Consider the following 20805-nt stretch of genomic DNA (forward strand, 5'->3'; position numbering starts at 1 on the left):
TTATATTTTTTCCAGGAGTTCGTTAAGAAAAGCGCTGCTGATGACAGGATCATCCAGCATTTGACCGCTGATCCAGAACACGTCTTCTGCCCGGCTGCCTAGTGTGTTGATCTTGGCACGGTGCAGTCGCAGGTCGTGCCGGTCCAAAATTTGGGCGATGCGCGCAAGCAACCCCGGCCTGTCTCCTGCGATCAGGGACAGGATATGCATGCCACGTTTGTCCTGCTCAAGATTTACTTTCGTATGGATGGGGAAGTGTTTAAGCTGACGACTCATTCGTCCGCTTGCAATAGTCTCAACCGGTTTTCCCTGTACGATTTTTTCAGTCAGTTCGAATTCGATGTAGTGCATCAGGTCGCGGTAGTTCAGGTCGCTGCGACAGACTTCCATAATCTGAAAGCTATTGAGCGCGTAGCCATGCTGAGTGGTGTGTATTTTTGCTTCTACGATGGTGTAATTCAGTCGTGAGAAAAACGCGCAAATGCGCGCGAACAGCCAGCGTTGATCGGGACAGTACACCATAACCTGCAAGCCTGTTCCTGCGCGGCTCAGCCGGGTTTTAACGATCGGGGTGGTGGTGTTGGCCCGAAAGGCCAGCAAGCGGCTGTGCCAGGCGATTTCCTGTGCTTCGTGATCGAGAAAATAGCTGTCGTCCAGTTGCGCCCAAAGCAGTTGGTAGGAAGCGGGGGTGAGCGCGTATAAATTCAGCGTTGCGGCCGCCTGTTCGCGTATTGCATCTAAGTGATTGGTCGCAGCCCCTTCTTTCATGTAGCGCCGTGTCAGCTGGAACAGGTCTTCCATCAGCTTTGCTTTCCATGCGTTCCAGACCTTGGGGCTGGTCCCTTTTACGTCGGCAACCGTCAGCAGATACAGCGCGACCAGATAGCGGTCATTTTTGATCTGTTCGGCAAAAGCTGCGATGACTTCGGGGTCAGCTAAATCCTGTTTTTGCGCGACAGCGGATAAGGTGAGATGTTGAGCCACCAGCCAGACGATCAAATCGCTATCATCGCGGCTGAGCTGATGATGGCTGCAAAACAGCCGTGCATCCTTTTTCCCCAGTTGGGCATGATCGCCCCCGCGTCCCTTGGCAATGTCGTGGAACAGGCCTGCGATATACAGCACTTCAGGACGGGCAAATTCCCCCATCAGCTTATTGCACAGCGGCAACTCCTGCTGGTGCTTGGGCAGCGCGAAGCGGCGCAGGTTGCGCACCACCATCAGGATGTGCTCATCGACGGTGTAGACGTGAAACAAGTCATGTTGCATCTGGCCGATGATGCGACCGAAAGCGGGAAGGTAGCGCCCCAGTATGCCGTATTGTCGCATGCGGCGCAGTGCGTGGTTAACGCCTTCGGGTTGGCGTAAGATTTCCATGAAACGTGCGCGGTTCAGCGGATCGCGGCGAAATTTTGCATCGATATGAAATTGCGCACGCCACAAAGCGCGCAGCGTTGTTGCCGTAATGTCAGTTAGTTCAGGATTTTTTTGCAGGATTAAAAATAGCTCGAAAATGGCCTCGGGCGTATGTTCAAACAGCTGCTCGTCCCGTATTTCCAGCAGATCGCCGATGATGCGAAACCGCTCGTTGAGTGCGTGACGCGGGGGGGTTACACGGAACAGGTGATCGTGCAGATTTTGCAGCACGATGGTATTGAATTGGCGCACCGCCAGTTTGGTGCGATAGTAGCGCTGCATCAGGTGTTCGCTGGCGCGTCGGTTCAGCGACGTTTCAATGCCCATCTGACTTGCCAGTGATGTTTGAAAGTCGAACAACAGCCGATCTTCTCGGCGGCGGGCGAGATAGTGCAGTCGGGTGCGTAGGGTTTGCAGCAGTGCATCATGGCGTGCAATCTGGCGTGCTTCGGACTTGCTGATCAGTCCGGCTTCGGCCAGTTCAGGCCAGTGCGTGCCAAGTCCGGCAGCGCGGCTGATCCATGTCACCGTTTGCAAATCTCGCAAGCCGCCCGGACTCTCCTTGAGATTGGGTTCCAGATTGAAGTCGGTATCGTCAAAGCGTACGTGACGCAGCTTTTGTTCATGTAACTTGGCGGTAAAAAACGCCAGCGGGTCGAGATGCTGTTGTACCTTGTTGCACAGACTGTCGAACAGCAGTGCATTGCCGCATAAAAGGCGTGCTTCGAGCAAATTCGTTTGTACCGTAATGTCGCCTGATTCGACGAGGCATTGTGCGATAGTGCGTATGCTGTGACCGACCTCGAGTCCAATATCCCACAGCAGTGCGATCAGTTCGTGCAGTTGCTGTTGCAGTGCGTCATCAGGCTCTTGATCGAGCAGTATCAGCAGATCAATATCGGATTTCGGGTACAGCTCGCCTCTGCCGTAGCCGCCGACGGCAATCAGTGTATGCGTGGGCGGCATGGCTAATTGTTGCCAGATCATGCGCAAGTAATGATCAATGAGTTTGCTGTGTGCGCTGAGCAGACGTGCGGCTTTGCCCTGCGCTAAAAAATCCTGCTCAAGCAGGCCGCGGTCACGGCGCAGGGATTCGCGCAGTGCACTGATGTCGGGTTGGGGTGCTGCAACTTTCATTTACAGCGGCGTCGGGGCCGGGCAACCATCAGATACGGTGAGTACTTCGAACCCTGTTTCAGTGACCAGTATGGTGTGTTCAAACTGGGCTGAGAGGCTGTGATCGCGGGTAACGACGGTCCAGCCGTCTCCCAGTTGTTTGATGTCCTTTTTGCCCGCATTGATCATCGGTTCGATGGTGAATACCATGCCCGCTTCCAGCTTCAGTCCGCTTTTTGGGCGGCCGTAATGCAATACTTGCGGGTCTTCATGAAATTTGGCACCGATGCCGTGGCCGCAGAATTCACGTACCACGCTGTAGCCCAGCGGTTCCACATAGCTCTGGATGGCGTGTCCGATATCGCCCAGATAGGCGCCTGCTTTGACGACACGGATGCCGCGCCACATCGAGGCATAGGTGGTCTCGCACAGGCGACGCGCCTGAATAGAGGGTTCGCCGATATAAAACATGCGGCTGCTGTCGCCGTGGTAGCCGTCTTTGATGACCGTGATGTCGAGGTTGACGATGTCGCCGTTTTTCAGCACCTTGTCGCTCGGTACGCCGTGGCAGATCTGGTGATTGATGGAGGTACAGATAGATTTAGGGTAAGGGCTGTGGCCGCCGGGTGCATAGTTGAGCGGGGCGGGTATGGCCTGCTGCACATTGACGATCAGGTCGTGGCACAACTTGTCCAGCTCGTTTGTTGTGACGCCAGCCTTGACGAAGGGGGCGATGTAATCGAGCACTTCGCTGGTCAGGCGACCGGCGATGCGCATTTTTTCGATTTCCTGTGGCGTTTTAATGGAAACTGACATGTTGATTTAGGATTTTAAAGGTGCATGAGGATAGCATGAGAAAAAGATTCCCGACAAATGCCATTAGGATTTAAACTTGCGCCTGTTTCGAAAAGCGCTGTTTGTCGAGTTCGACGGGCAGCGCGTTAATTTGGATAGTTCTCAATATTTAGAGGCAATATGAAAAAATCATTAGCAGTTCTTTTGTTGCTTGCTGTCAGCGGCACTGCCATGGCGGTTGATGCGGGGGCGGTTTTGGGTGGTGCACTGGGTGGCGCAGCGGGCGCGGCAGTCGGTCAAAATATTGGCGGCAAGAACGGCGCTATTCTGGGCGCTGCCATTGGCGGTGGTACGGGGGCTGCTGTGGGTAGTAGCAATTCGAATGCCGTGCAGCATCAGGCTCCGCCGCGTCGCGGTGAGTCGGAGTATAAGCGTGAGCGTCATGAACATCACGAGCATCATGGTGATCGGGGCGACAGGGGCGACAGGGGCGATCGGGGTGACAGAGGTCGCGGTCGTGATGACTAAGCTGGTTCGTCAAAAATGATGAGATTGAACGTCGTTGTTTTGTTGCTGTCGTTGACCGCCTGTGCGAATAATCCGCAAGGTGGCGCTGTTGTGGGCGGTGCGATCGGTGGCGCTGCGGGCGCGACGGTTGGATATGATCTGGGTGGTCGTGCGGGTTCAGTTATTGGTGGTGCGCTAGGATCTGCTGCGGGGGTTATTCTCGGTAGCGATGCCAGTCGCGCTGATCGACCGGCTGAGCGTGAGCGGAATTCAGGCAGTGATGACTATCGGTCGGATCGAGGTGATCGAGGTGATCGAGGTGATCGAGGTGATCGAGGTGATCGGCGCGACTGATTCGTCAGGCAGCAACATAATAAAAAAGGCACGGAAACGTGCCTTTTTTACGTGCGTAAGATAGGGATGTATCGGGTAAGTTGGCAATGGAAAGCTGGATAGTGACGCGCCTGCTGTGGTAAACTTGCGAGCTGTTTTTTAGCATTCATAATCACACAAATACACATGGAACAATTCGCTAAAGAAACCCTGCCGGTCAGTCTCGAAGAAGAAATGCGCAAGTCCTATCTGGACTATGCGATGAGCGTCATTGTCGGACGCGCGCTGCCTGATGTGCGCGATGGCTTGAAGCCTGTGCATCGCCGCGTGCTGTTTGCGATGCACGAGTTGTCGAACGACTGGAATCGTGCCTACAAGAAGTCGGCGCGTATCGTCGGTGACGTGATCGGTAAGTATCATCCACACGGCGACACCGCCGTATATGACACCATCGTTCGTATGGCTCAGCCGTTCTCCTTGCGCTATATGCTGGTGGACGGTCAGGGTAACTTCGGGTCTGTGGACGGTGATAACGCGGCGGCGATGCGTTACACCGAAATTCGTATGGCCAAGATCGCGCATGAGCTGCTCGCTGATCTGGATAAAGAGACCGTCGATTTCGGGCCTAACTATGATGGTTCTGAACATGAGCCGCTGGTGTTCCCCGCGCGTTTTCCGAATCTGCTGGTCAATGGTTCTTCCGGTATTGCGGTGGGCATGGCGACCAATATTCCGCCGCACAACATGACCGAAGTGATCGATGCGTGTCTTGCATTGCTCAAAAATCCTGAAATGGATATCGAGGAACTGATCGAATATGTTCCGGCGCCGGATTTTCCGACGGCGGGTTTTATCTACGGTTTGGCAGGCGTTAAAGAAGGTTATCGCACCGGCCGCGGTCGCGTGATTATGCGTGCGCGCTGTCACTTTGAGGATATCGGCAAAGGTGAGCGTCAGGCGATTATTATCGATGAGCTGCCGTATCAGGTGAACAAGGCCAATCTGCTGATGAAAATCGGTGAGATGGTGCGCGAGAAGCGTCTGGAAGGAATCTCCGAAATTCGCGACGAGTCCGATAAGTCTGGTATGCGTGCGGTGATTGAACTCAAACGCGGCGAGAATGCCGATGTGCTGCTCAATAAGCTGTACAAAGACACGCAGATGCAGGACAGCTTCGGCATCAATATGGTAGCGATTGTCGATGGGCAGCCAAGGCTGCTGAATCTGAAACAGGTGATGGACGCCTTTTTGCGCCATCGCCGTGAAGTGGTCACGCGCCGCACGATTTTTGAATTGCGCAAGGCGCGCGAGCGTGGTCATGTGCTCGAAGGACTTGCTGTCGCGCTCTCTAATGTCGATGAGATTATCGCGCTGATCAAGGCGGCTCCCGCACCCAGTGACGCCAAGCGTGAACTGATGGCGAAGAGCTGGCGCTCAGAACTGGTCGAAGATATGTTAAGTCGTGTGAGCGACGCATCTCGTCCTGACGGGCTGGCGCCCCAGTTCGGCTTGATTGTGGCGGACAATGCGCGTTTCTATCATTTGTCGGATGCGCAGGCTCAGGCGATTCTGGAATTGCGTTTGCAACGTCTGACCGGTATGGAACAGGACAAAATCATCGGCGAATATCGCGAGGTGATGGATAAGATTGCCGATCTGCTCGATATTCTGGCGAAACCAGAGCGCGTCACGGCCATCATCGGCGATGAGCTGGTGGCGGTGAAAACGCAGTTCGGCGACAAGCGCCGCAGTGAGATTGTCACGCACACCCATGACATGAGCATGGAAGATTTGATTCCGCCGGAGGACGTGGTGGTCACGCTGTCGCATGGTGGCTACATGAAGGCGCAGAAGATGGATGACTATCAGGCGCAGAAGCGCGGTGGTCGTGGTCGTCAGGCGACACGAAACAAGGATGATGACTTTATCGATAACCTGTTCGTTGCCAATACCCATAATTTCATTCTGTGCTTCTCCAACAAGGGGCGCGTCTATTGGATGAAAGTCTATGACGTGCCTCAGGGCAGTTCCGGTGCGCGCGGCAAGCCGATCGTGAACCTGCTGCCGCTGGAAGAGGGCGAAAAAATCAATGCGATCTTGCCGGTGACTGAGTTTGCCGAAGACAAGTATGTGTTCTTCGCAACGGCCAATGGCACGGTGAAGAAGACGACGCTGACGGATTTCTCGCGTCCGATGAAGCGCGGTATTATCGCGATCAATCTGGATGAAGACGATTACCTGATCGGTGTCGCGATTACGGATGGTCATCACGATGTGATGCTGTTCTCCAATAGTGGTAAGGCGGTGCGTTTCGACGAGGCTGATGTGCGTGAAACAGGTCGTGCTTCTCGCGGTGTTAGAGGAATGAAGCTGCATGAAAATCAACAGGTTATTTCTATGTTGGTGGCTGAGAATGAACAGCAGAGCGTATTGACTGCAACCGAGAACGGTTATGGTAAGCGCACACCGGTGGGTGAATACACCCGCCACGGACGCGGTACGCAAGGCATGATTGCGATTCAGACATCCGAACGGAATGGCAAAGTCGTTGCGGCAACTTTAGTGAATCCTGAAGACGAAATTATGATGATAGGCACAAATGGTGTGCTGATTCGTACCCGAGTTCGGGAGATTCGTGAAATGGGACGCACGACCCAGGGCGTGACGCTGATGAATCTGGAAAAAGGCGAACGACTGGCGGGTTTGAGCCGGATTGCAGAATCTGACGAAGAAGAACTGGAAGAGTTGGATTCAGGATCCGGGATTGAAGATTCTGGTAATGTGATTGACGGGCAGGAAGAACAGGAATCAGGAACTGAGGATTGAGGTATAACCGTTAGGATCAAGACCGCAAGGGTCTTCTCCGCATAACTAAGGGGCTATGCCCCAAGTTATTGCGCGAAAGATTGAGGTAAAAGCGGCGCACTGGTTTTTCTCGATCCTGACTTCTCGATCCTTTTGCTTTTTTACTAAATACTTTGGAGTGATCACAGCAATGACTATCTACAACTTTAGCGCAGGTCCCGCAGTATTGCCGAAAGAAGTGTTGCAACAGGCTCAGGCCGAAATGCTTGACTGGCATGGAAGCGGGATGTCGGTGATGGAAATGTCGCATCGCGGCAAAGAGTTTATGGGCATTGCGGCTGAAGCCGAAGCCGACTTGCGCGAGTTGATGGCGATTCCGGCTAACTACAAAGTGTTGTTTTTGCAAGGCGGTGCATCACAGCAGTTTGCGATGATTCCGATGAATCTGTTGCGCGGCAAGGCATCAGCGGATTATCTCAATACCGGCGAATGGTCTAAAAAGGCGATTTCCGAAGCCAAAAAATATGGCGCGGTGAATGTGGTTGCCACGAGCGCCGATAAAAATTTTTCCTACGTGCCTGATTTCTCGGCATGGCGCTGCGATGCGGATGCGGCTTACCTGCACTTCACCCCGAATGAAACGATCGGCGGCGTCGAATTCAACTGGCTGCCTGACGCGGGTTCCGTGCCGCTGGTCGCTGATATGTCATCCTGCATCCTGTCGCGTCCTATCGATGTGTCGAAATACGGCCTGATCTACGCCGGTGCGCAAAAGAATATCGGCCCTGCCGGTTTGACGATCGTCATCGTGCGGGAAGATTTGATCGGGGAAGTCGTGGCGGGTACGCCGACCATGCTCGATTACAAAACGCATGCGGACAATGACTCGATGTACAACACGCCGCCGACCTATGGCATTTACATCGCAGGACTGGTGTTCAAGATGCTCAAGCGTAACGGCGGGATTGCGGCGATGGAGCAGACCAATATTGCCAAGGCGAATCTCTTGTACGCAGCCATTGATGCCAGCAACGGTTTTTATAACTGTCCGGTCGCCATTGATAATCGTTCGCGTATGAATATTCCTTTCACGCTGAAAGATGCAGCGCTGGATGGCGCGTTTGTGAAACAGGCCGAAGCGCGCGGACTGCTGCAACTGAAGGGCCATCGCTCGGTAGGCGGGATGCGCGCCTCGATCTACAATGCGATGCCGCTGGCAGGGGTAGCTGCGCTGGTTGAGTTCATGAATGAGTTTGCCGCAAATAACGGTTAATTAAAATGGCTAATCCATACCGTATTCTGACCCTCAACAAGATATCGGCTCAAGGGCTTAAGCGTTTTCCTGCCGAGTCCTATCAAGTTGCGAGTGACGTGGATCTGCCCGATGCAATACTGGTGCGCTCGCAAGTCATGCACGACATGGAGATTCCTGCCAGTGTGAAGGCGATTGCACGAGCCGGTGCCGGTACCAACAATGTGCCGGTTGCAAAGATGAGCGCGCGCGGCATTCCGGTGTTTAATGCGGCCGGGGCTAACGCTAATGCGGTCAAGGAATTGGTGATCGCGGGTATGTTGTTGTCCGCCCGCAATATTGTGCCGGCATTGCAGTTTGTCGCAGGGTTGGCAGGTGACGATGCGACTGTTCACAAACTGGTCGAAGACGGCAAGAAGCATTTTGCCGGGATTGAATTGCGCGGTCGTACCCTCGGTGTTATAGGGTTGGGTGCGATTGGCCGGCAGGTGGCCGATACGGCACTGGCGCTGGGGATGCGGGTACAGGGTTACGATCCGGAGATCACCGTGGAAGGGGCATGGAGTCTGTCGTCACAAGTCAAAAAGGCGCAAAGCATAGAAGAGTTGCTGCGTCATAGCGATTTCGTCACGCTGCATGTGCCGCTGCTTGATGCAACAAGGGGTTTAATCGATGCATCGCGGGTCAAAGCGATGAAGTCGGGCAGCGTGCTGCTGAACTTTTCGCGCGATGCGATTGTGGATAGCGATGCTGTGCTGGCAGGGTTGCATGAGAAACACTTGCGCGGTTATGTCTGCGATTTTCCGTCGCAAACCTTGCAGGGACAGGCGGGGGTGGTAACACTGCCGCATCTTGGCGCCTCGACCGAAGAGGCGGAAGAGAACTGTGCCGTGATGGTGGTGGATCAGGTGCGCGACTATCTGGAGCACGGCAATATTGCCAATACGGTTAATTTTCCAACGCTGATTATGCCGCGTGAATCAGCACACCGACTGGCGGTTGCCAATGCCAATGTGCCGAATATGCTGGGGCAGATTTCTTCCGCGCTGGCGGGGGCGGGGATCAATATCCACACGATGATGAATAAATCGCGCGGTGAAATGGCGTACACGTTGGTCGATACCGACTCGCCGGTGCCGCCCCAGCTGATCGCACAAATTGAAGCTATTCAAGGGGTCTTGATGGTGCGTTGTTTGCCTTTGTCAGAATAAAAATATGAGTGATAAATTAAAACAATGTCGTGAGCAGATTGACGCGCTGGATGAAGCGTTGTTAAAGATTGTAAATCAGCGCGCAGCCTTAGCGCAGCAGATCGGGCATCTCAAAGAAGGCGGTGTGGTGTTGCGCCCCGAGCGCGAGGCACAGGTGCTGCGCCGGTTGCAGGATGCAAATCAGGGGCCGCTGAGCAACGTAGCGATTGCGGCCCTGTTTACCGAAGTGATGTCGCAATGCCGTGCGCTGGAAGCGCCGTTGTCTGTGGCGTATCTGGGGCCTGAGGGCACATTTACCGAGGCGGCGGCTTTGAAACGTTTTGGCAGCGCGGTGCAAGGTGTGTCGTGCGCCACAATTGATGACGTGTTTCGTGCGGTGGAGAGCGGTGAGGTTCAATACGGTGTCGTGCCGGTAGAAAATTCAACCGAAGGCGCTATCGGTCGCACGCTGGATTTGCTGCTGCAAAGTACCCTGCAAGTTTGCGGTGAAGTGATGTTGCCGATACATCAATGCTTGCTGGCACAGCAGTGTGACGTGAGCCAGATTCAAAGCGTGTATTCGCACCCGCAGTCTCTTGGTCAGTGTCAGGGGTGGCTGAATGTGAATCTTCCCGCTGCAGCGCGCATCCCGGTGTCCAGCAATGCCGAAGCGGCAAGACTGGCTGCGGGGCATGTCAATTGCGCGGCGATTGCCGGTGCTCAGGCCGCGGGCCATTTCGGTCTGAATGTCTGTGTGGAAAACATCGAGGACGATGCACGCAATACCACACGTTTTTTGGTGCTGGGAAAGCAGCAGGTAGCCGCATCGGGTGAGGATAAGACCTCGATGGTGCTGTCCGCTACCAACCGGCCTGGTGCGGTGCACGATCTGCTCGCCTCGCTTGCAAAATATGACGTCAGTATGACCAAATTCGAGTCGCGCCCGTCGCGTTCGGGTTTGTGGGAATATGTATTTTATGTGGATATTGAAGGGCATCAGACCGATGAAAAAGTCGTATTGGCATTGGCTGAACTCAAACAATCCGCCGCGTTTATGAAGATACTGGGCTCTTATCCGCTCGCTGTTTGAGTTTTCGCTGTTTTTAACAATATACTCAAGTTTAGACATTCAGCATCAGAACAGCGGGCATTAAAGCGGTAGCAAAACAGAGATTTTGGACGTAAAAATATTCATAAAATGAGCAAAGAACACTTGACAGAAAGAACGGTTCGCGCGGTCGCCGCCCTACACGCGAGGGTGTTTGTCGTGTGTAGGGCGGCGACCAATGAGGCGTTTTTTACTCCTCGTTTTGTTCCCCATGCCCTACGCTCAAACTGTTCGTCTTTGCCTGTCGAATTGGATTACTCATCTACTCACCGCCGTTCCATTGCGTTCACGCGCCACCTTCGTCGAACTGCTGTGCGGTTGCCTGATTTCCCCGGAAGGCTGGGTGACGCGCGCGATCAGCGCCATTACCCGTCGCAAACATTGGACGACGTATTACAAGCTGCTGGAGCGCGGCAGTCTGAGGACGCTGCGTTTGGCTCACGCGTTGTTCGAGGTGGTCGCGCAGGCGCTGCCGATGGAAATACTCAATCTAGTGATCGACGACACGCTGATTCTGCGCCAATCAGAAAACGCACCGGGCAGCACGATTCGGCACGATCACGCCAAGAAGGCCAATCAGACGCAATATGTACTGGCGCAATGTTGGGTGACTTTGGGTGTCAGTGTTTTGGGCAGTGCGGGACACAAATATGTGTTGCCCATCGTGTCACGTCTAGTGCCGGTCAGCGGGAACCGCAACAAGCTCACCATCGCGTTGTCCTTGGTGCGCGGACTGGCTCCGGTGATGAAGGGCAAGCCTGTGCGAATATTATTCGATGCCTGGTTCATGCGTGCGCGACTGGTATTGCCGCTGCTGGCCCGAAGGATGCGAGTCATCGGTCAGGCACGTCGCGACACAGCGCTATTCTTGCCGCCCGTCGTATTGGACAAGGCGGGACGTGGACGACCCAGAAAGTACGGGATAAAAATGACGCCCGATGCGATCCTGGCTTTGCCGGTAAGCGAAGTGAAACTGACGTTGTATGGCAAGGAGCAGTTGATTCGTCTGCGCTCCGTGGTCGCGCTGGCGCGCTTCCTCAAAGGCGCACCGGTGCGCGCCGTGTGGTGTTCGTTCTACGATACGGACAAACAGAGTTGGTCAAAAGCGCGTTTGCTGTTGGCAAGCGAAACCGAGTTAAGTGCCGAAGAAGTCTTGCGATTGTACGCACGGCGCTGGGGCATCGAACCGTTGTTTCACAACCTGAAACGCTGGTGGGGCGTGAACAATCTGTGGCAGCAAAAACGCACCGTATTGGAACTATGGATGCAGATTCGTTCGACGGCGTGGACGCTGGTTCAGTTATTGAGCTTGGTCGCGGAAGAGTCCTTCCCGATCAACGTTGTGGCACCGTGGCGCGACAAACAACCGCTAACGGGCGGCTTGGTGGCGCAGTGGCTACGGATGGAATTTACCGGACTTGCTTTCAGAGATGGATTCAACCGGAAGTCCGGGATATTCACCTTCCCGGAACAGCGCGGCGACCCAAGATTGCGGGTGTAGCACCGCTGTCAGCAGCAGACAGCAAGCGTCTTAACCAATTCAGCCTCAATTGTGCCACCGCTCCGGTGACGCAAGGATGAGGGCTGAGAGTCTAAAGTTGAGAACAATATAGAAGATGGTTGGTATGAACTATTCTGAACTGGCACCAAGTTATATACGCGCCATTGCGCCCTATCAGCCCGGCAAACCCATTTCCGAGCTGGAGCGCGAATTGGGCGTGACGGACATCGTTAAGCTGGCTTCCAACGAGAATCCGCTGGGCGCGAGTCCTAAAGCGGTGGCTGCAGCGCGTGCGGCGCTTGAGGAAATCAGTCTGTATCCCGATGGCAACGGTTATGCGGTCAAAGCCGCACTGGTTGCGCGCTACGGCGTGACGTTAGATCAGCTCGTGCTGGGTAACGGTTCCAATGACCTGCTGGAGTTGGCCGCGTGCGCATTTCTTGCCGTGGGTGATAAGGCTGTTTATTCGGATCACGCCTTTGCTGTTTATCCGCTGGCGACGCAGGCCGTGGGTGCGACCGGTATCAGCGTGGCGGCTAAAGCGTACGGGCATGATCTTGATGCCATGCGCAGGGCGGCGGTTGCGCAGGGCGCTAAGCTGATCTTTATCGCCAATCCGAATAATCCCACCGGCACGTTCCTCGCGGGCGACGAATTGCTGACGTTTATGCGTGCCTTGCCGGCAACTATTTTAGTGGTGCTCGATGAAGCTTATAACGAATATCTGCCTGAAAATTGCCGCTACGACAGTGTAAGCTGGCTGGCTGAATTCCCTAATCTTTTGATTTCAAGAACTTTTTCAAAGGCTTATGGGCTGGCAAGTTTGCGCGTCGGCTATGCGCTGGGCAATCCGCAAGTGATCGACATGCTCAATCGCGTGCGTCAGCCGTTCAATGTCAGCAGTATGGCGCAGGCTGCCGCTGTGGCGGCTTTAGAGGATGCCGAGTTTGTCAGGCGCACCTTTGATCTGAACCTGCGCGGCATGGCGCAGCTCTCAGAGGGGTTGAGCAAGCTGGGGCTGGACTATATTCCTTCCTTTGGCAATTTCATCAGTTTTCATATCGTCAATGCCGCATGGATTTACCGACGCTTACTGGAGTTGGGTGTCATTGTGCGCCCCATCGGTAATTACGGAATGAAGGACTATTTGCGTGTGAGCATCGGTCTTGAATCACAAAATTGTAAATTTTTATCTGCATTGAAGCAGATACTCGGAGAAACAGCATGATCATCGTAATGGGTAGGGATGTTACTGACGAACAAATCGGCACCGTTGTAAAACGGCTTGAAACAGCAGGGCTGAAGGCCAATATTTCGCGCGGTATTGAGCGCACTGTGATTGGTGCAATCGGTGACGAGCGCAAGCTCAATGAAGAAATGTTCACCCCGTTGCCGGGCGTTGAATCGGCGATGCACGTGACAAAGCAGTACAAAATCGTTTCCCGCGAGTCGCATCGCGAAAATACCATCGTCGATATCGGCGGCGTTCAATTGGGCGGCAACCAGATTCAGGTGATCGCAGGCCCGTGTTCGGTCGAAACGCAGGAGCAGATGGATTTGTCCGCCAAATATGTGGCCGAAGCTGGTTGCCGTCTGATGCGCGGCGGCGCGTTCAAGCCGCGTACCAGCCCTTATGCGTTTCAGGGGCATGGCGCGGAAGGTCTGGACATGTTCCGCAAAGCGGCAAGTCAGTATAAATTGCCTATCGTCACCGAATTGATGGATGCGCGTCAGCTCGATACCTTTATGGAATACGATGTGGACGTGATTCAGATTGGCACGCGCAATATGCAGAACTTTGATCTGCTCAAAGAAGTCGGTCGTATCAATAAGCCAGTTATTCTGAAGCGCGGCATGTCGGCGACCATTTCCGAATGGTTGATGGCGGCGGAATACATTGCGGCGGGCGGTAATCACAATATTATCTTCTGCGAACGCGGCATTCGTACCTTTGAAACCTACTACCGCAATGTGCTCGATGTGACAGCGATTCCTGTTTTGAAGAAGGAAACCCACTTGCCGGTCATCGTCGATCCTTCTCATGCAGGCGGTAAGGCATGGATGGTGGCGGCGTTGTCGCAAGCGGCGATTGCAGCCGGTGCCGATGGATTACTGGTAGAGATGCATCCGAGTCCATGCGATGCATGGTGCGATGCCGATCAGGCATTGACCCCGGATGAACTGAAGAAGCTGATGGGAACGCTGGGTGCGATTGCCGGTGCAATCGGACGCACACTTTAATCGTTCCCCCGCGCTGACAGCCTCATGTAAACGAGTGATGTTATCGTAGCTGGCTTGTACGTATGTCATCACGTTTAACAACAAAGAGGAATTATGCAACTGAGAAAATTGGGCTGTGCGTTATTAGTTATGCTGGCATCGACGTCAGCGTCAGCCCTGTCGCTGGGCGAAGGGCAGATTTTGAATCGCATCGGCGAACCGTTTTCTGCCCGTGTTGCGCTGATCGGCGAATATAGCCCCGACGTTAGTTTTTCACAGGTGAAGGGGACGGAATGCCGTGCCTCAATTATCGGCAGCAGTCCAAATGGCTGCGAGTCGTTATATGAAGCGAAGCTGAATTTTACAGTCAAGCGGCAGTCTGACGGGCAGTATTATCTGAAGGTCAGCGGGGGGCGTAGCGATGAGTTGTTTTATCATATTTTGATCAAGACGACATCGAATGCCGGCGGCGCTGTTTACAACAGCTTTGAATTTTTGCCTGAATTTGGTGTAAGTCCGGATGTGCCGCCTACTGCGGATGTCGATGCGGGGTTGTCGCGCGGTCAGTATGGCATTGTCGGCGGAAAAGTCATTGAGACGGGCATTCAAGCGGTTGAAGTGGTAAAACCCGTTAAGCTCGTTAAGGCTGAACCGCTCAAAGTCAAATCGCCAGCTAAACCGCTGTCTGATGTAGTCGTTAAGGCAATCCCTGCTTCACCCAAGCCGGTTGAGAATCGCCTGCAAATCAAAAAGCTGGGCGAATACGCGGACGATATTCATGCGCTGCAAAAGGAAAACGGTGAAATCGAGGCGCAAATTATTTTGCTTGAAAAGCATATCGGCTTGTTAAAAGAGGTCATCCGCTTGAAGAGTCAGGCGGGCGCAGCGCCGGTGAGTGCGGTTCCTGCCGTTGTGCAGGTTACAGCGCCGGTATCTGCCAATGTGCCCGGTATGCTCACCTGGATACTGCTGGCTGTGGTCGGTGTGCTTGCGGCCGCGATCGTCTGGATGTTCATGAAAATGAAACAGTTGAATCTCAGTCCGAGGGGAGCTCCTGACCGGCAAGAGGCGATTTCTCCTGCTACGCTCAGTGAAATAAAGTCGCTGGATTTAACGGGCGCATTTATTAAGCCTAAGTGGTGAACTGTCCGTGATGACGGTTGGCCCGCTCGGTTTCGGTAGAACAACGATGAAATACAACAAGGTGGTGATTTTTGGGGTTGGACTGATCGGCGGCTCGTTTGCGCTGGCGTTGCGGCGCGCAGGTGTCGTGGGCGAGGTGGTCGGTTTCGGGCGTAGTCAGGCAACTCTTGAGCAGGCTCGCCAGTTGGGTATTATCGACCGGATCGGGCAGGACGTTGCAGCTGACGTGTCTGATGCGGATTTGGTGCTGCTGGCAACGCCAGTCGGACAAATGGCGGCATTGATGGCGCAGATTGCGCCGCATCTGGGGGTTTATACGCGGGTCACCGATGGCGGCAGCACCAAAGGCGACGTGGTCGCGGCAGCTTATGCAAATATGGGTGATAGGGCCTCGCAGTTTGTTCCCGCGCATCCGATTGCGGGTGCTGAACAAAGCGGTGCTGCGGCGGCAAAGGCCGATTTATATATCGGAAAAAAAGTCGTTCTGACTCCGCTCCCTGAAAATTCTCCGGAAGCGATCGCCCGCGTGCGTCATGCATGGGAATTGTGCGGTGCCGTGGTGAGCAGTCTGACGGCGCAGCAACACGACGAGGTGTTCGCGGCGGTGAGTCATCTGCCGCATCTGCTGTCGTTTGCGCTGGTGCACGATCTGGCGCAACGCGACAACCGCGACCAGTTGTTATCTTTTGCGGCCAGCGGTTTTCGTGACTTTACCCGTATCGCGGCCAGTTCTCCTGAAATGTGGCGCGACATCTGCATTGCCAATCGAGATGCGCTGCTGGGTGAACTGGCTAGCTATATGCAGGAGTTGGATGTCATTCATCAGGCGCTGGCAGCAGGGGATGCGAATCAACTGCAGGAAATTTTTAGCCTCGCTCGCGAAGTGCGCGGTAACTGGACGCAGCAATAAATATCTGTCCTTGCTACTAGCGGCAAGGCTCCCATCTTGAAAGCGCAACATGAACCCTAGCGAATTTATTAATCTTCCTCCTTTGTTGTCAGCCCGTGGTAGCGTGCGCCTGCCGGGTTCAAAGAGTATTTCCAACCGTGTCTTGTTGCTCGCAGCGCTATCGGGTGGCACCACGATTGTGCGCGACTTGTTGCGTTCGGACGACACGGATCGGATGCTGGAAGGTTTGCAGACGCTGGGCGTAACGGTTGAATCGCTGGGCAATAACGCCTATAAAGTGACCGGTTGCGGGGGAGACTTTCCGGTTAAAAACGCTGAGTTGTTTCTGGGGAATGCCGGTACGGCGTTTCGTCCGCTGACCGCAGCACTTGCACTCTCGGGCGGCAGTTACACTTTGTCAGGGGTCGCGCGTATGCATGAACGCCCGATCGGTGATCTGGTGGATGCGCTGCGCGGCTTGGGTGCTGACATCGCCTATCTGGCTAATGACGGTTTTCCACCGTTGCAGATTAAACCCGCAACGCTTTCTGGTGCGGCAAGCGTATCAGTGCGCGGGGATGTGTCGAGTCAGTTTTTGACGGCGCTGCTGATGGCGCTGCCATTGTTAGGCCGAACGGTGACGGTTGAAGTGATCGGCGAATTGATCTCGAAACCCTACATTGAAATTACACTGGCGATGATGGCGCGCTTTGGCATTGTGGTGCTGCGCGACGGCTGGAAAAGTTTTACCGTTGCGGCCGGCAGTCGCTATGTCGCGCCCGGCGAGATCTATGTGGAAGGGGACGCCTCGAGTGCTTCCTATTTTCTGGCTGCCGGTGCGATCGGCGGCGGGCCGGTACGCGTGGAAGGCGTTGGTCGCGGCAGTATTCAGGGCGATGTGCGTTTTGCCGGTGAATTGGCGAAGATGGGCGCGCAAATTGAAATGGGGGATAACTGGATCGAGGCGCGTGCACCGGTTAACGGCAAGTTGCAGGCGATTGATCTTGACTGCAATCATATTCCCGATGCGGCGATGACGCTGGCGGTGGCCGCCTTGTTTGCCAACGGCACGACGACGTTGCGCAATATCGCCAGCTGGCGTGTGAAAGAAACGGACCGCATTCATGCGATGGCAACCGAGCTGCGCAAAGTGGGCGCGCTGGTCGAAGAGGGCGCGGACTACATCAGAATTACAGGATTGAGCAGCGAGGAGCTAGGAGTGAGTGAAAACCGCAGTGCTGCTTCAATCCTCAATCCTCAATCCTCGATTCTCAATCCTGCCGCAGGCATAGATACTTATGACGATCACCGCATGGCGATGTGTTTTTCGCTGGCGGCATTTGGTAATGCGATACGGATCAACGATCCTCGCTGTGTCGCCAAGACCTTTCCGGATTATTTCACGGAGTTTGCTAAGGTTACGCAGAGCGTCCCTGTGATTGCCATCGACGGACCTTCCGCCTCAGGCAAGGGGACGGTCGCGCAGCGTGTTGCAAACGAACTCGGCTTTCATTATCTCGATAGTGGTGCGCTGTACCGTTTGCTTGCAACCGCGGCCATGCGTGACGGCGTGGCGCTCGACGATGAAGTCGCGCTGGCCGGGTTGGCATCCCGCATGGACATTGTTTTTAAGGGTGAGCAAATCTGGCTCGACGGCGCGCCGGTAGGTGATGAGTTGCGTGGCGAAGCCTGTGCGGCGGGTGCGTCTAAAGTGGCCGCATTGCATCAGGTTCGCGCTGCACTACTTGCCAAGCAGCGTGATTTCAGGAAAGCGCCGGGGCTGGTGACCGATGGTCGCGACATGGGCTCGGTGGTGTTTCCGGATGCGACACTCAAAATATTTTTGACGGCTTCCGCCCAGATTCGTGCCGAAAGACGTTATAAGCAGTTGAAAGAGAAAGGGATGGATGCTAAAATCGCGGATCTCTTGCAGGATATAAGGGCGCGCGACGAACGCGATACGCAGCGTAGTGCGGCTCCCCTGCAACAGTACCCGGACGCCAGTCTGCTCGATACCACGACGCTTGATGTTGATCAGGCGGTTAAGTTTGTGCTGAATGGTTACCAATGCAAGGCCCCTTAGGACTCTCCGTTCTTAGGGTTTTTAACTAACCTCTGTGCAAACAGAAAAATCTTTAGGTGTATTCGATGAACGCAACCGCAGACGCAGCAATGAACCCCGATAGTTTCGCCGCAATGTTTGAAGAAAGTTTGACGCGCAAAGAAATGCGCGCAGGCGAACTGATTACCGCACAAGTTGTGCGTATTGACCACAACGTTGTGGTTGTAAACGCAGGCCTTAAGTCCGAGAGCTGGATTCCTGTTGAGGAATTCCTGAACGACAAGGGCGAAATGGAAGTGGCTGCCGGTGACTTCGTTACCGTTGCAATCGAATCACTGGAAAACGGCTACGGCGAAACAAAGCTGTCACGCGAAAAAGCGAAGCGTCTGGCTGCATGGCACGATCTTGAGATCGCCATGGAAGAAGGCAAGATCGTTGAAGGCTTCGTCAGCGGTAAGGTTAAGGGCGGTCTCACCGCTATGGTTAACGGCATCCGCGCGTTCCTGCCGGGCTCGCTGGTTGACATCCGTCCGGTCAAGGATACGACACCGTACGAAAACAAGACCATGGAATTCAAGGTTATCAAGCTGGATCGTCGCCGCAACAACGTGGTGGTTTCCCGCCGCGCTGTGCTGGAAGCAACGATGGGCGCTGACCGTGAATCCGTGATGGAAAATCTGAAAGAAGGCGCAATCGTTAAGGGCGTGGTTAAGAATATCACGGACTACGGCGCATTCGTTGATCTGGGTGGTATCGATGGTCTGTTGCATATCACCGATCTGGCATGGCGTCGTGTTAAGCATCCTTCAGAAGTCTTGACGGTTGGCGATGAAATCGAAGCGAAGATCCTGAAATTCGATCAAGAAAAGAATCGCGTTTCATTGGGTATCAAGCAAATGGGCGACGATCCATGGAATGGTCTGGCACGTCGCTACCCTCAAGGTACGCGTCTGTTCGGTAAGGTGACTAACCTGACCGACTACGGTTCATTCGTTGAAATCGAACAAGGTATCGAAGGTCTGGTACACGTTTCCGAAATGGATTGGACGAACAAGAACGTTCATCCTTCTAAGGTCGTTCAAGTTGGCGACGAAGTTGAAGTGATGATCCTGGAAATCGACGAACAGCGTCGTCGTATCTCTTTAGGCATGAAGCAATGTCATTCAAATCCTTGGGATGATTTCGCGATCAACCACAAGAAGGGTGACAAAGTTCGCGGCCAGATCAAGTCGATCACTGACTTCGGCGTGTTTATCGGTCTGGATGGCGACATCGACGGTCTGGTACATCTGTCTGATTTGTCATGGTCTCAGCCTGGCGAAGAAATGGTACGCAACTTCAAGAAGGGTGATGAAGTTGAAGCCGTTGTTCTGGCGATCGATGTTGAGCGTGAGCGCATTTCCTTGGGCATCAAGCAAATGGAAGGTGATCCATTCGGCGGTTTCGCAGCGACCAATGAAAAGGGTGCTATCGTTAACGGCGTGGTTAAATCCGTTGATGCTAAGGGTGCTGTTGTGACATTGCCTGGCGATGTTGAAGCTTACCTGAAGGCCTCTGAAGTTTCAGTTGACCGTGTTGAAGACATCCGCACACATCTGAAAGAAGGCGATACCGTTAAGGCGATGATCATCAGCGTTGACCGCAAGAATCGTGGAATCAGTTTGTCGGTTAAGGCGTTGAGCAAGGCAGAAGATTCAGCTGCAATGCAAAAACTGTCAGCTGACAGCAGCGCTAATGCCGGTACAACCAATCTCGGCGCGTTGCTCAAAGCCAAGATGAGTGGCAAGACTGAAGCCTAAGTTCGGGAGAATTGCATGACTCGTTCTGATTTGATCGCAAGGCTTGCCGAACTGCATCCGCAGCTGTTAGCCAAGGATGCCGAGATGGCCGTTAAAGTGATACTCGATGCACTGTCCTCTACGCTGTCGCGTGGCGGGCGTGTTGAGATTCGCGGCTTCGGCAGCTTCGGTCTGAACTACCGGCCGCCGCGTCAGGGGAGAAATCCCAAGACAGGCGATAAGGTAGGGGTGCCGGCTAAGTATGTGCCGCACTTTAAGGCAGGTAAGGATCTTAGAGAGCGTGTAGGCAAAGCCTGATCATAAAGGTGGATTTTAAAGAGGCGGTGATGAGATATCACCGCCTTTTTTATGCTATCTTTAGCCAGATTCTTCGAGGTCAACCAAATGCGTTATATAAGCTGGCTTTTTCAGATTTTTTTATTCATGGTTCTGCTGGGATTTGCGCTTAAGAACAGTCAGCCGGTGACCCTGCATTATTTTTTTGGCTATCTGTGGCAGTCAACGCTGGTCATCGTATTGTTGTTGTTTTTTGCGGTAGGCGCGGCGTTGGGCATACTCGCGACGCTGGGTATCTGGTTTCGTCAGCGGCGAGAACTTTTACGGCTGAAGCGCGAGATCAGCGATTTGAAAAAATTGAATAGTAGTTCGTTGTAAACAGATATTTTTCTT

17 protein-coding genes are annotated in these 20805 nt (G+C 54.0%); 15 read left to right on the forward strand and 2 right to left on the reverse strand.

Annotated features, from left to right (window positions below; translation table 11 throughout):
- Together GALF_RS05650 and map are read right to left on the reverse strand one after the other, a co-directional pair.
- Positions 1-2553, reverse strand: a complete 2553-nt coding sequence (locus GALF_RS05650; protein WP_013293101.1) for a [protein-PII] uridylyltransferase — start codon at positions 2551-2553, stop codon at positions 1-3.
- Entirely contained in the window at positions 2554-3348 is a 795-nt protein-coding gene (gene map / locus GALF_RS05655; RefSeq protein ID WP_013293102.1) for a type I methionyl aminopeptidase, read from the reverse strand.
- Between the two features lie 159 nt (positions 3349-3507).
- Here map and GALF_RS05660 point away from each other — a divergent pair, with 159 nt between their 5' ends.
- The 15 genes from GALF_RS05660 to GALF_RS05730 all read left to right on the forward strand — a co-directional run bounded on the left by GALF_RS05660 (position 3508) and on the right by GALF_RS05730 (position 20790).
- Complete coding sequence (locus GALF_RS05660) at positions 3508-3855, forward strand: hypothetical protein (protein WP_013293103.1); 348 nt, start codon at positions 3508-3510, stop codon at positions 3853-3855.
- Between the two features lie 15 nt (positions 3856-3870).
- Positions 3871-4188 (forward strand): hypothetical protein, encoded by a 318-nt coding sequence (locus GALF_RS15515; RefSeq protein ID WP_150102579.1) that lies wholly within the window; start codon positions 3871-3873, stop codon positions 4186-4188.
- A 165-nt stretch (positions 4189-4353) separates the two neighbouring features.
- Positions 4354-6993, forward strand: a complete 2640-nt coding sequence (gene gyrA / locus GALF_RS05670) for a DNA gyrase subunit A (RefSeq protein ID WP_013293104.1) — start codon at positions 4354-4356, stop codon at positions 6991-6993.
- A 169-nt stretch (positions 6994-7162) separates the two neighbouring features.
- Entirely contained in the window at positions 7163-8245 is a 1083-nt protein-coding gene (gene serC, locus GALF_RS05675; RefSeq protein ID WP_013293105.1) for a 3-phosphoserine/phosphohydroxythreonine transaminase, read from the forward strand.
- 5 nt (positions 8246-8250) lie between these two features.
- The gene (locus GALF_RS05680; RefSeq protein ID WP_013293106.1) at positions 8251-9435 is read left to right on the forward strand and encodes a phosphoglycerate dehydrogenase; all 1185 of its coding nucleotides are present in this window, start codon (positions 8251-8253) and stop codon (positions 9433-9435) included.
- Positions 9436-9439: 4 nt separating this feature from the next.
- Positions 9440-10504, forward strand: coding sequence for a prephenate dehydratase (gene pheA / locus GALF_RS05685; protein ID WP_013293107.1), 1065 nt, complete (start codon positions 9440-9442; stop codon positions 10502-10504).
- A gap of 196 nt (positions 10505-10700) precedes the next feature.
- Positions 10701-12023 (forward strand): IS701 family transposase, encoded by a 1323-nt coding sequence (locus GALF_RS05690; protein WP_013292826.1) that lies wholly within the window; start codon positions 10701-10703, stop codon positions 12021-12023.
- Positions 12024-12147: 124 nt separating this feature from the next.
- Entirely contained in the window at positions 12148-13251 is a 1104-nt protein-coding gene (gene hisC, locus GALF_RS05695) for a histidinol-phosphate transaminase (protein ID WP_013293108.1), read from the forward strand.
- Positions 13248-14264, forward strand: a complete 1017-nt coding sequence (gene aroF / locus GALF_RS05700) for a 3-deoxy-7-phosphoheptulonate synthase (RefSeq protein WP_013293109.1) — start codon at positions 13248-13250, stop codon at positions 14262-14264. Before hisC ends, aroF begins: the two co-directional genes overlap by 4 nt.
- A 93-nt stretch (positions 14265-14357) precedes the next feature.
- The gene (locus GALF_RS05705; protein ID WP_013293110.1) at positions 14358-15386 is read left to right on the forward strand and encodes a type IV pilus assembly protein FimV; all 1029 of its coding nucleotides are present in this window, start codon (positions 14358-14360) and stop codon (positions 15384-15386) included.
- A gap of 46 nt (positions 15387-15432) precedes the next feature.
- A complete protein-coding gene (locus GALF_RS05710; protein WP_041938303.1) occupies positions 15433-16296 on the forward strand; it encodes a prephenate dehydrogenase in 864 nt (287 codons plus the stop codon).
- Positions 16297-16345: 49 nt separating this feature from the next.
- Entirely contained in the window at positions 16346-18358 is a 2013-nt protein-coding gene (locus GALF_RS05715) for a bifunctional 3-phosphoshikimate 1-carboxyvinyltransferase/cytidylate kinase (RefSeq protein ID WP_013293112.1), read from the forward strand.
- A 65-nt stretch (positions 18359-18423) separates the two neighbouring features.
- The gene (gene rpsA / locus GALF_RS05720) at positions 18424-20136 is read left to right on the forward strand and encodes a 30S ribosomal protein S1 (RefSeq protein ID WP_013293113.1); all 1713 of its coding nucleotides are present in this window, start codon (positions 18424-18426) and stop codon (positions 20134-20136) included.
- 15 nt (positions 20137-20151) lie between these two features.
- Positions 20152-20433, forward strand: a complete 282-nt coding sequence (locus tag GALF_RS05725) for an integration host factor subunit beta (RefSeq protein WP_013293114.1) — start codon at positions 20152-20154, stop codon at positions 20431-20433.
- A gap of 87 nt (positions 20434-20520) precedes the next feature.
- Complete coding sequence (locus GALF_RS05730; RefSeq protein ID WP_013293115.1) at positions 20521-20790, forward strand: LapA family protein; 270 nt, start codon at positions 20521-20523, stop codon at positions 20788-20790.
- The last annotated feature ends 15 nt before the right edge of the window (positions 20791-20805 follow it).

Origin of the sequence: Gallionella capsiferriformans ES-2, from assembly GCF_000145255.1 — a bacterium.
In the GTDB taxonomy this organism is placed as follows: Bacteria; Pseudomonadota; Gammaproteobacteria; order Burkholderiales; family Gallionellaceae; genus Gallionella; species Gallionella capsiferriformans.

Bases quoted from the DNA above. Each gene is read 5' to 3' on its own strand.
- hisC (WP_013293108.1), top strand. From the start codon at position 12,148: ATGAACTATTCTGAACTGGCACCAAGTTATATACGCGCCATTGCGCCC.
- gyrA (WP_013293104.1), top strand. From the start codon at position 4,354: ATGGAACAATTCGCTAAAGAAACCCTGCCGGTCAGTCTCGAAGAAGAA.
- GALF_RS15515 (WP_150102579.1), top strand. From the start codon at position 3,871: ATGATGAGATTGAACGTCGTTGTTTTGTTGCTGTCGTTGACCGCCTGT.
- GALF_RS05650 (WP_013293101.1), bottom strand. From the start codon at position 2,553: ATGAAAGTTGCAGCACCCCAACCCGACATCAGTGCACTGCGCGAATCC.
- GALF_RS05710 (WP_041938303.1), top strand. From the start codon at position 15,433: ATGAAATACAACAAGGTGGTGATTTTTGGGGTTGGACTGATCGGCGGC.
- GALF_RS05690 (WP_013292826.1), top strand. From the start codon at position 10,701: ATGAGGCGTTTTTTACTCCTCGTTTTGTTCCCCATGCCCTACGCTCAA.
- GALF_RS05680 (WP_013293106.1), top strand. From the start codon at position 8,251: ATGGCTAATCCATACCGTATTCTGACCCTCAACAAGATATCGGCTCAA.
- GALF_RS05660 (WP_013293103.1), top strand. From the start codon at position 3,508: ATGAAAAAATCATTAGCAGTTCTTTTGTTGCTTGCTGTCAGCGGCACT.
- GALF_RS05705 (WP_013293110.1), top strand. From the start codon at position 14,358: ATGCAACTGAGAAAATTGGGCTGTGCGTTATTAGTTATGCTGGCATCG.
- aroF (WP_013293109.1), top strand. From the start codon at position 13,248: ATGATCATCGTAATGGGTAGGGATGTTACTGACGAACAAATCGGCACC.
- rpsA (WP_013293113.1), top strand. From the start codon at position 18,424: ATGAACGCAACCGCAGACGCAGCAATGAACCCCGATAGTTTCGCCGCA.
- GALF_RS05715 (WP_013293112.1), top strand. From the start codon at position 16,346: ATGAACCCTAGCGAATTTATTAATCTTCCTCCTTTGTTGTCAGCCCGT.
- GALF_RS05725 (WP_013293114.1), top strand. From the start codon at position 20,152: ATGACTCGTTCTGATTTGATCGCAAGGCTTGCCGAACTGCATCCGCAG.
- GALF_RS05730 (WP_013293115.1), top strand. From the start codon at position 20,521: ATGCGTTATATAAGCTGGCTTTTTCAGATTTTTTTATTCATGGTTCTG.
- serC (WP_013293105.1), top strand. From the start codon at position 7,163: ATGACTATCTACAACTTTAGCGCAGGTCCCGCAGTATTGCCGAAAGAA.
- pheA (WP_013293107.1), top strand. From the start codon at position 9,440: ATGAGTGATAAATTAAAACAATGTCGTGAGCAGATTGACGCGCTGGAT.
- map (WP_013293102.1), bottom strand. From the start codon at position 3,348: ATGTCAGTTTCCATTAAAACGCCACAGGAAATCGAAAAAATGCGCATC.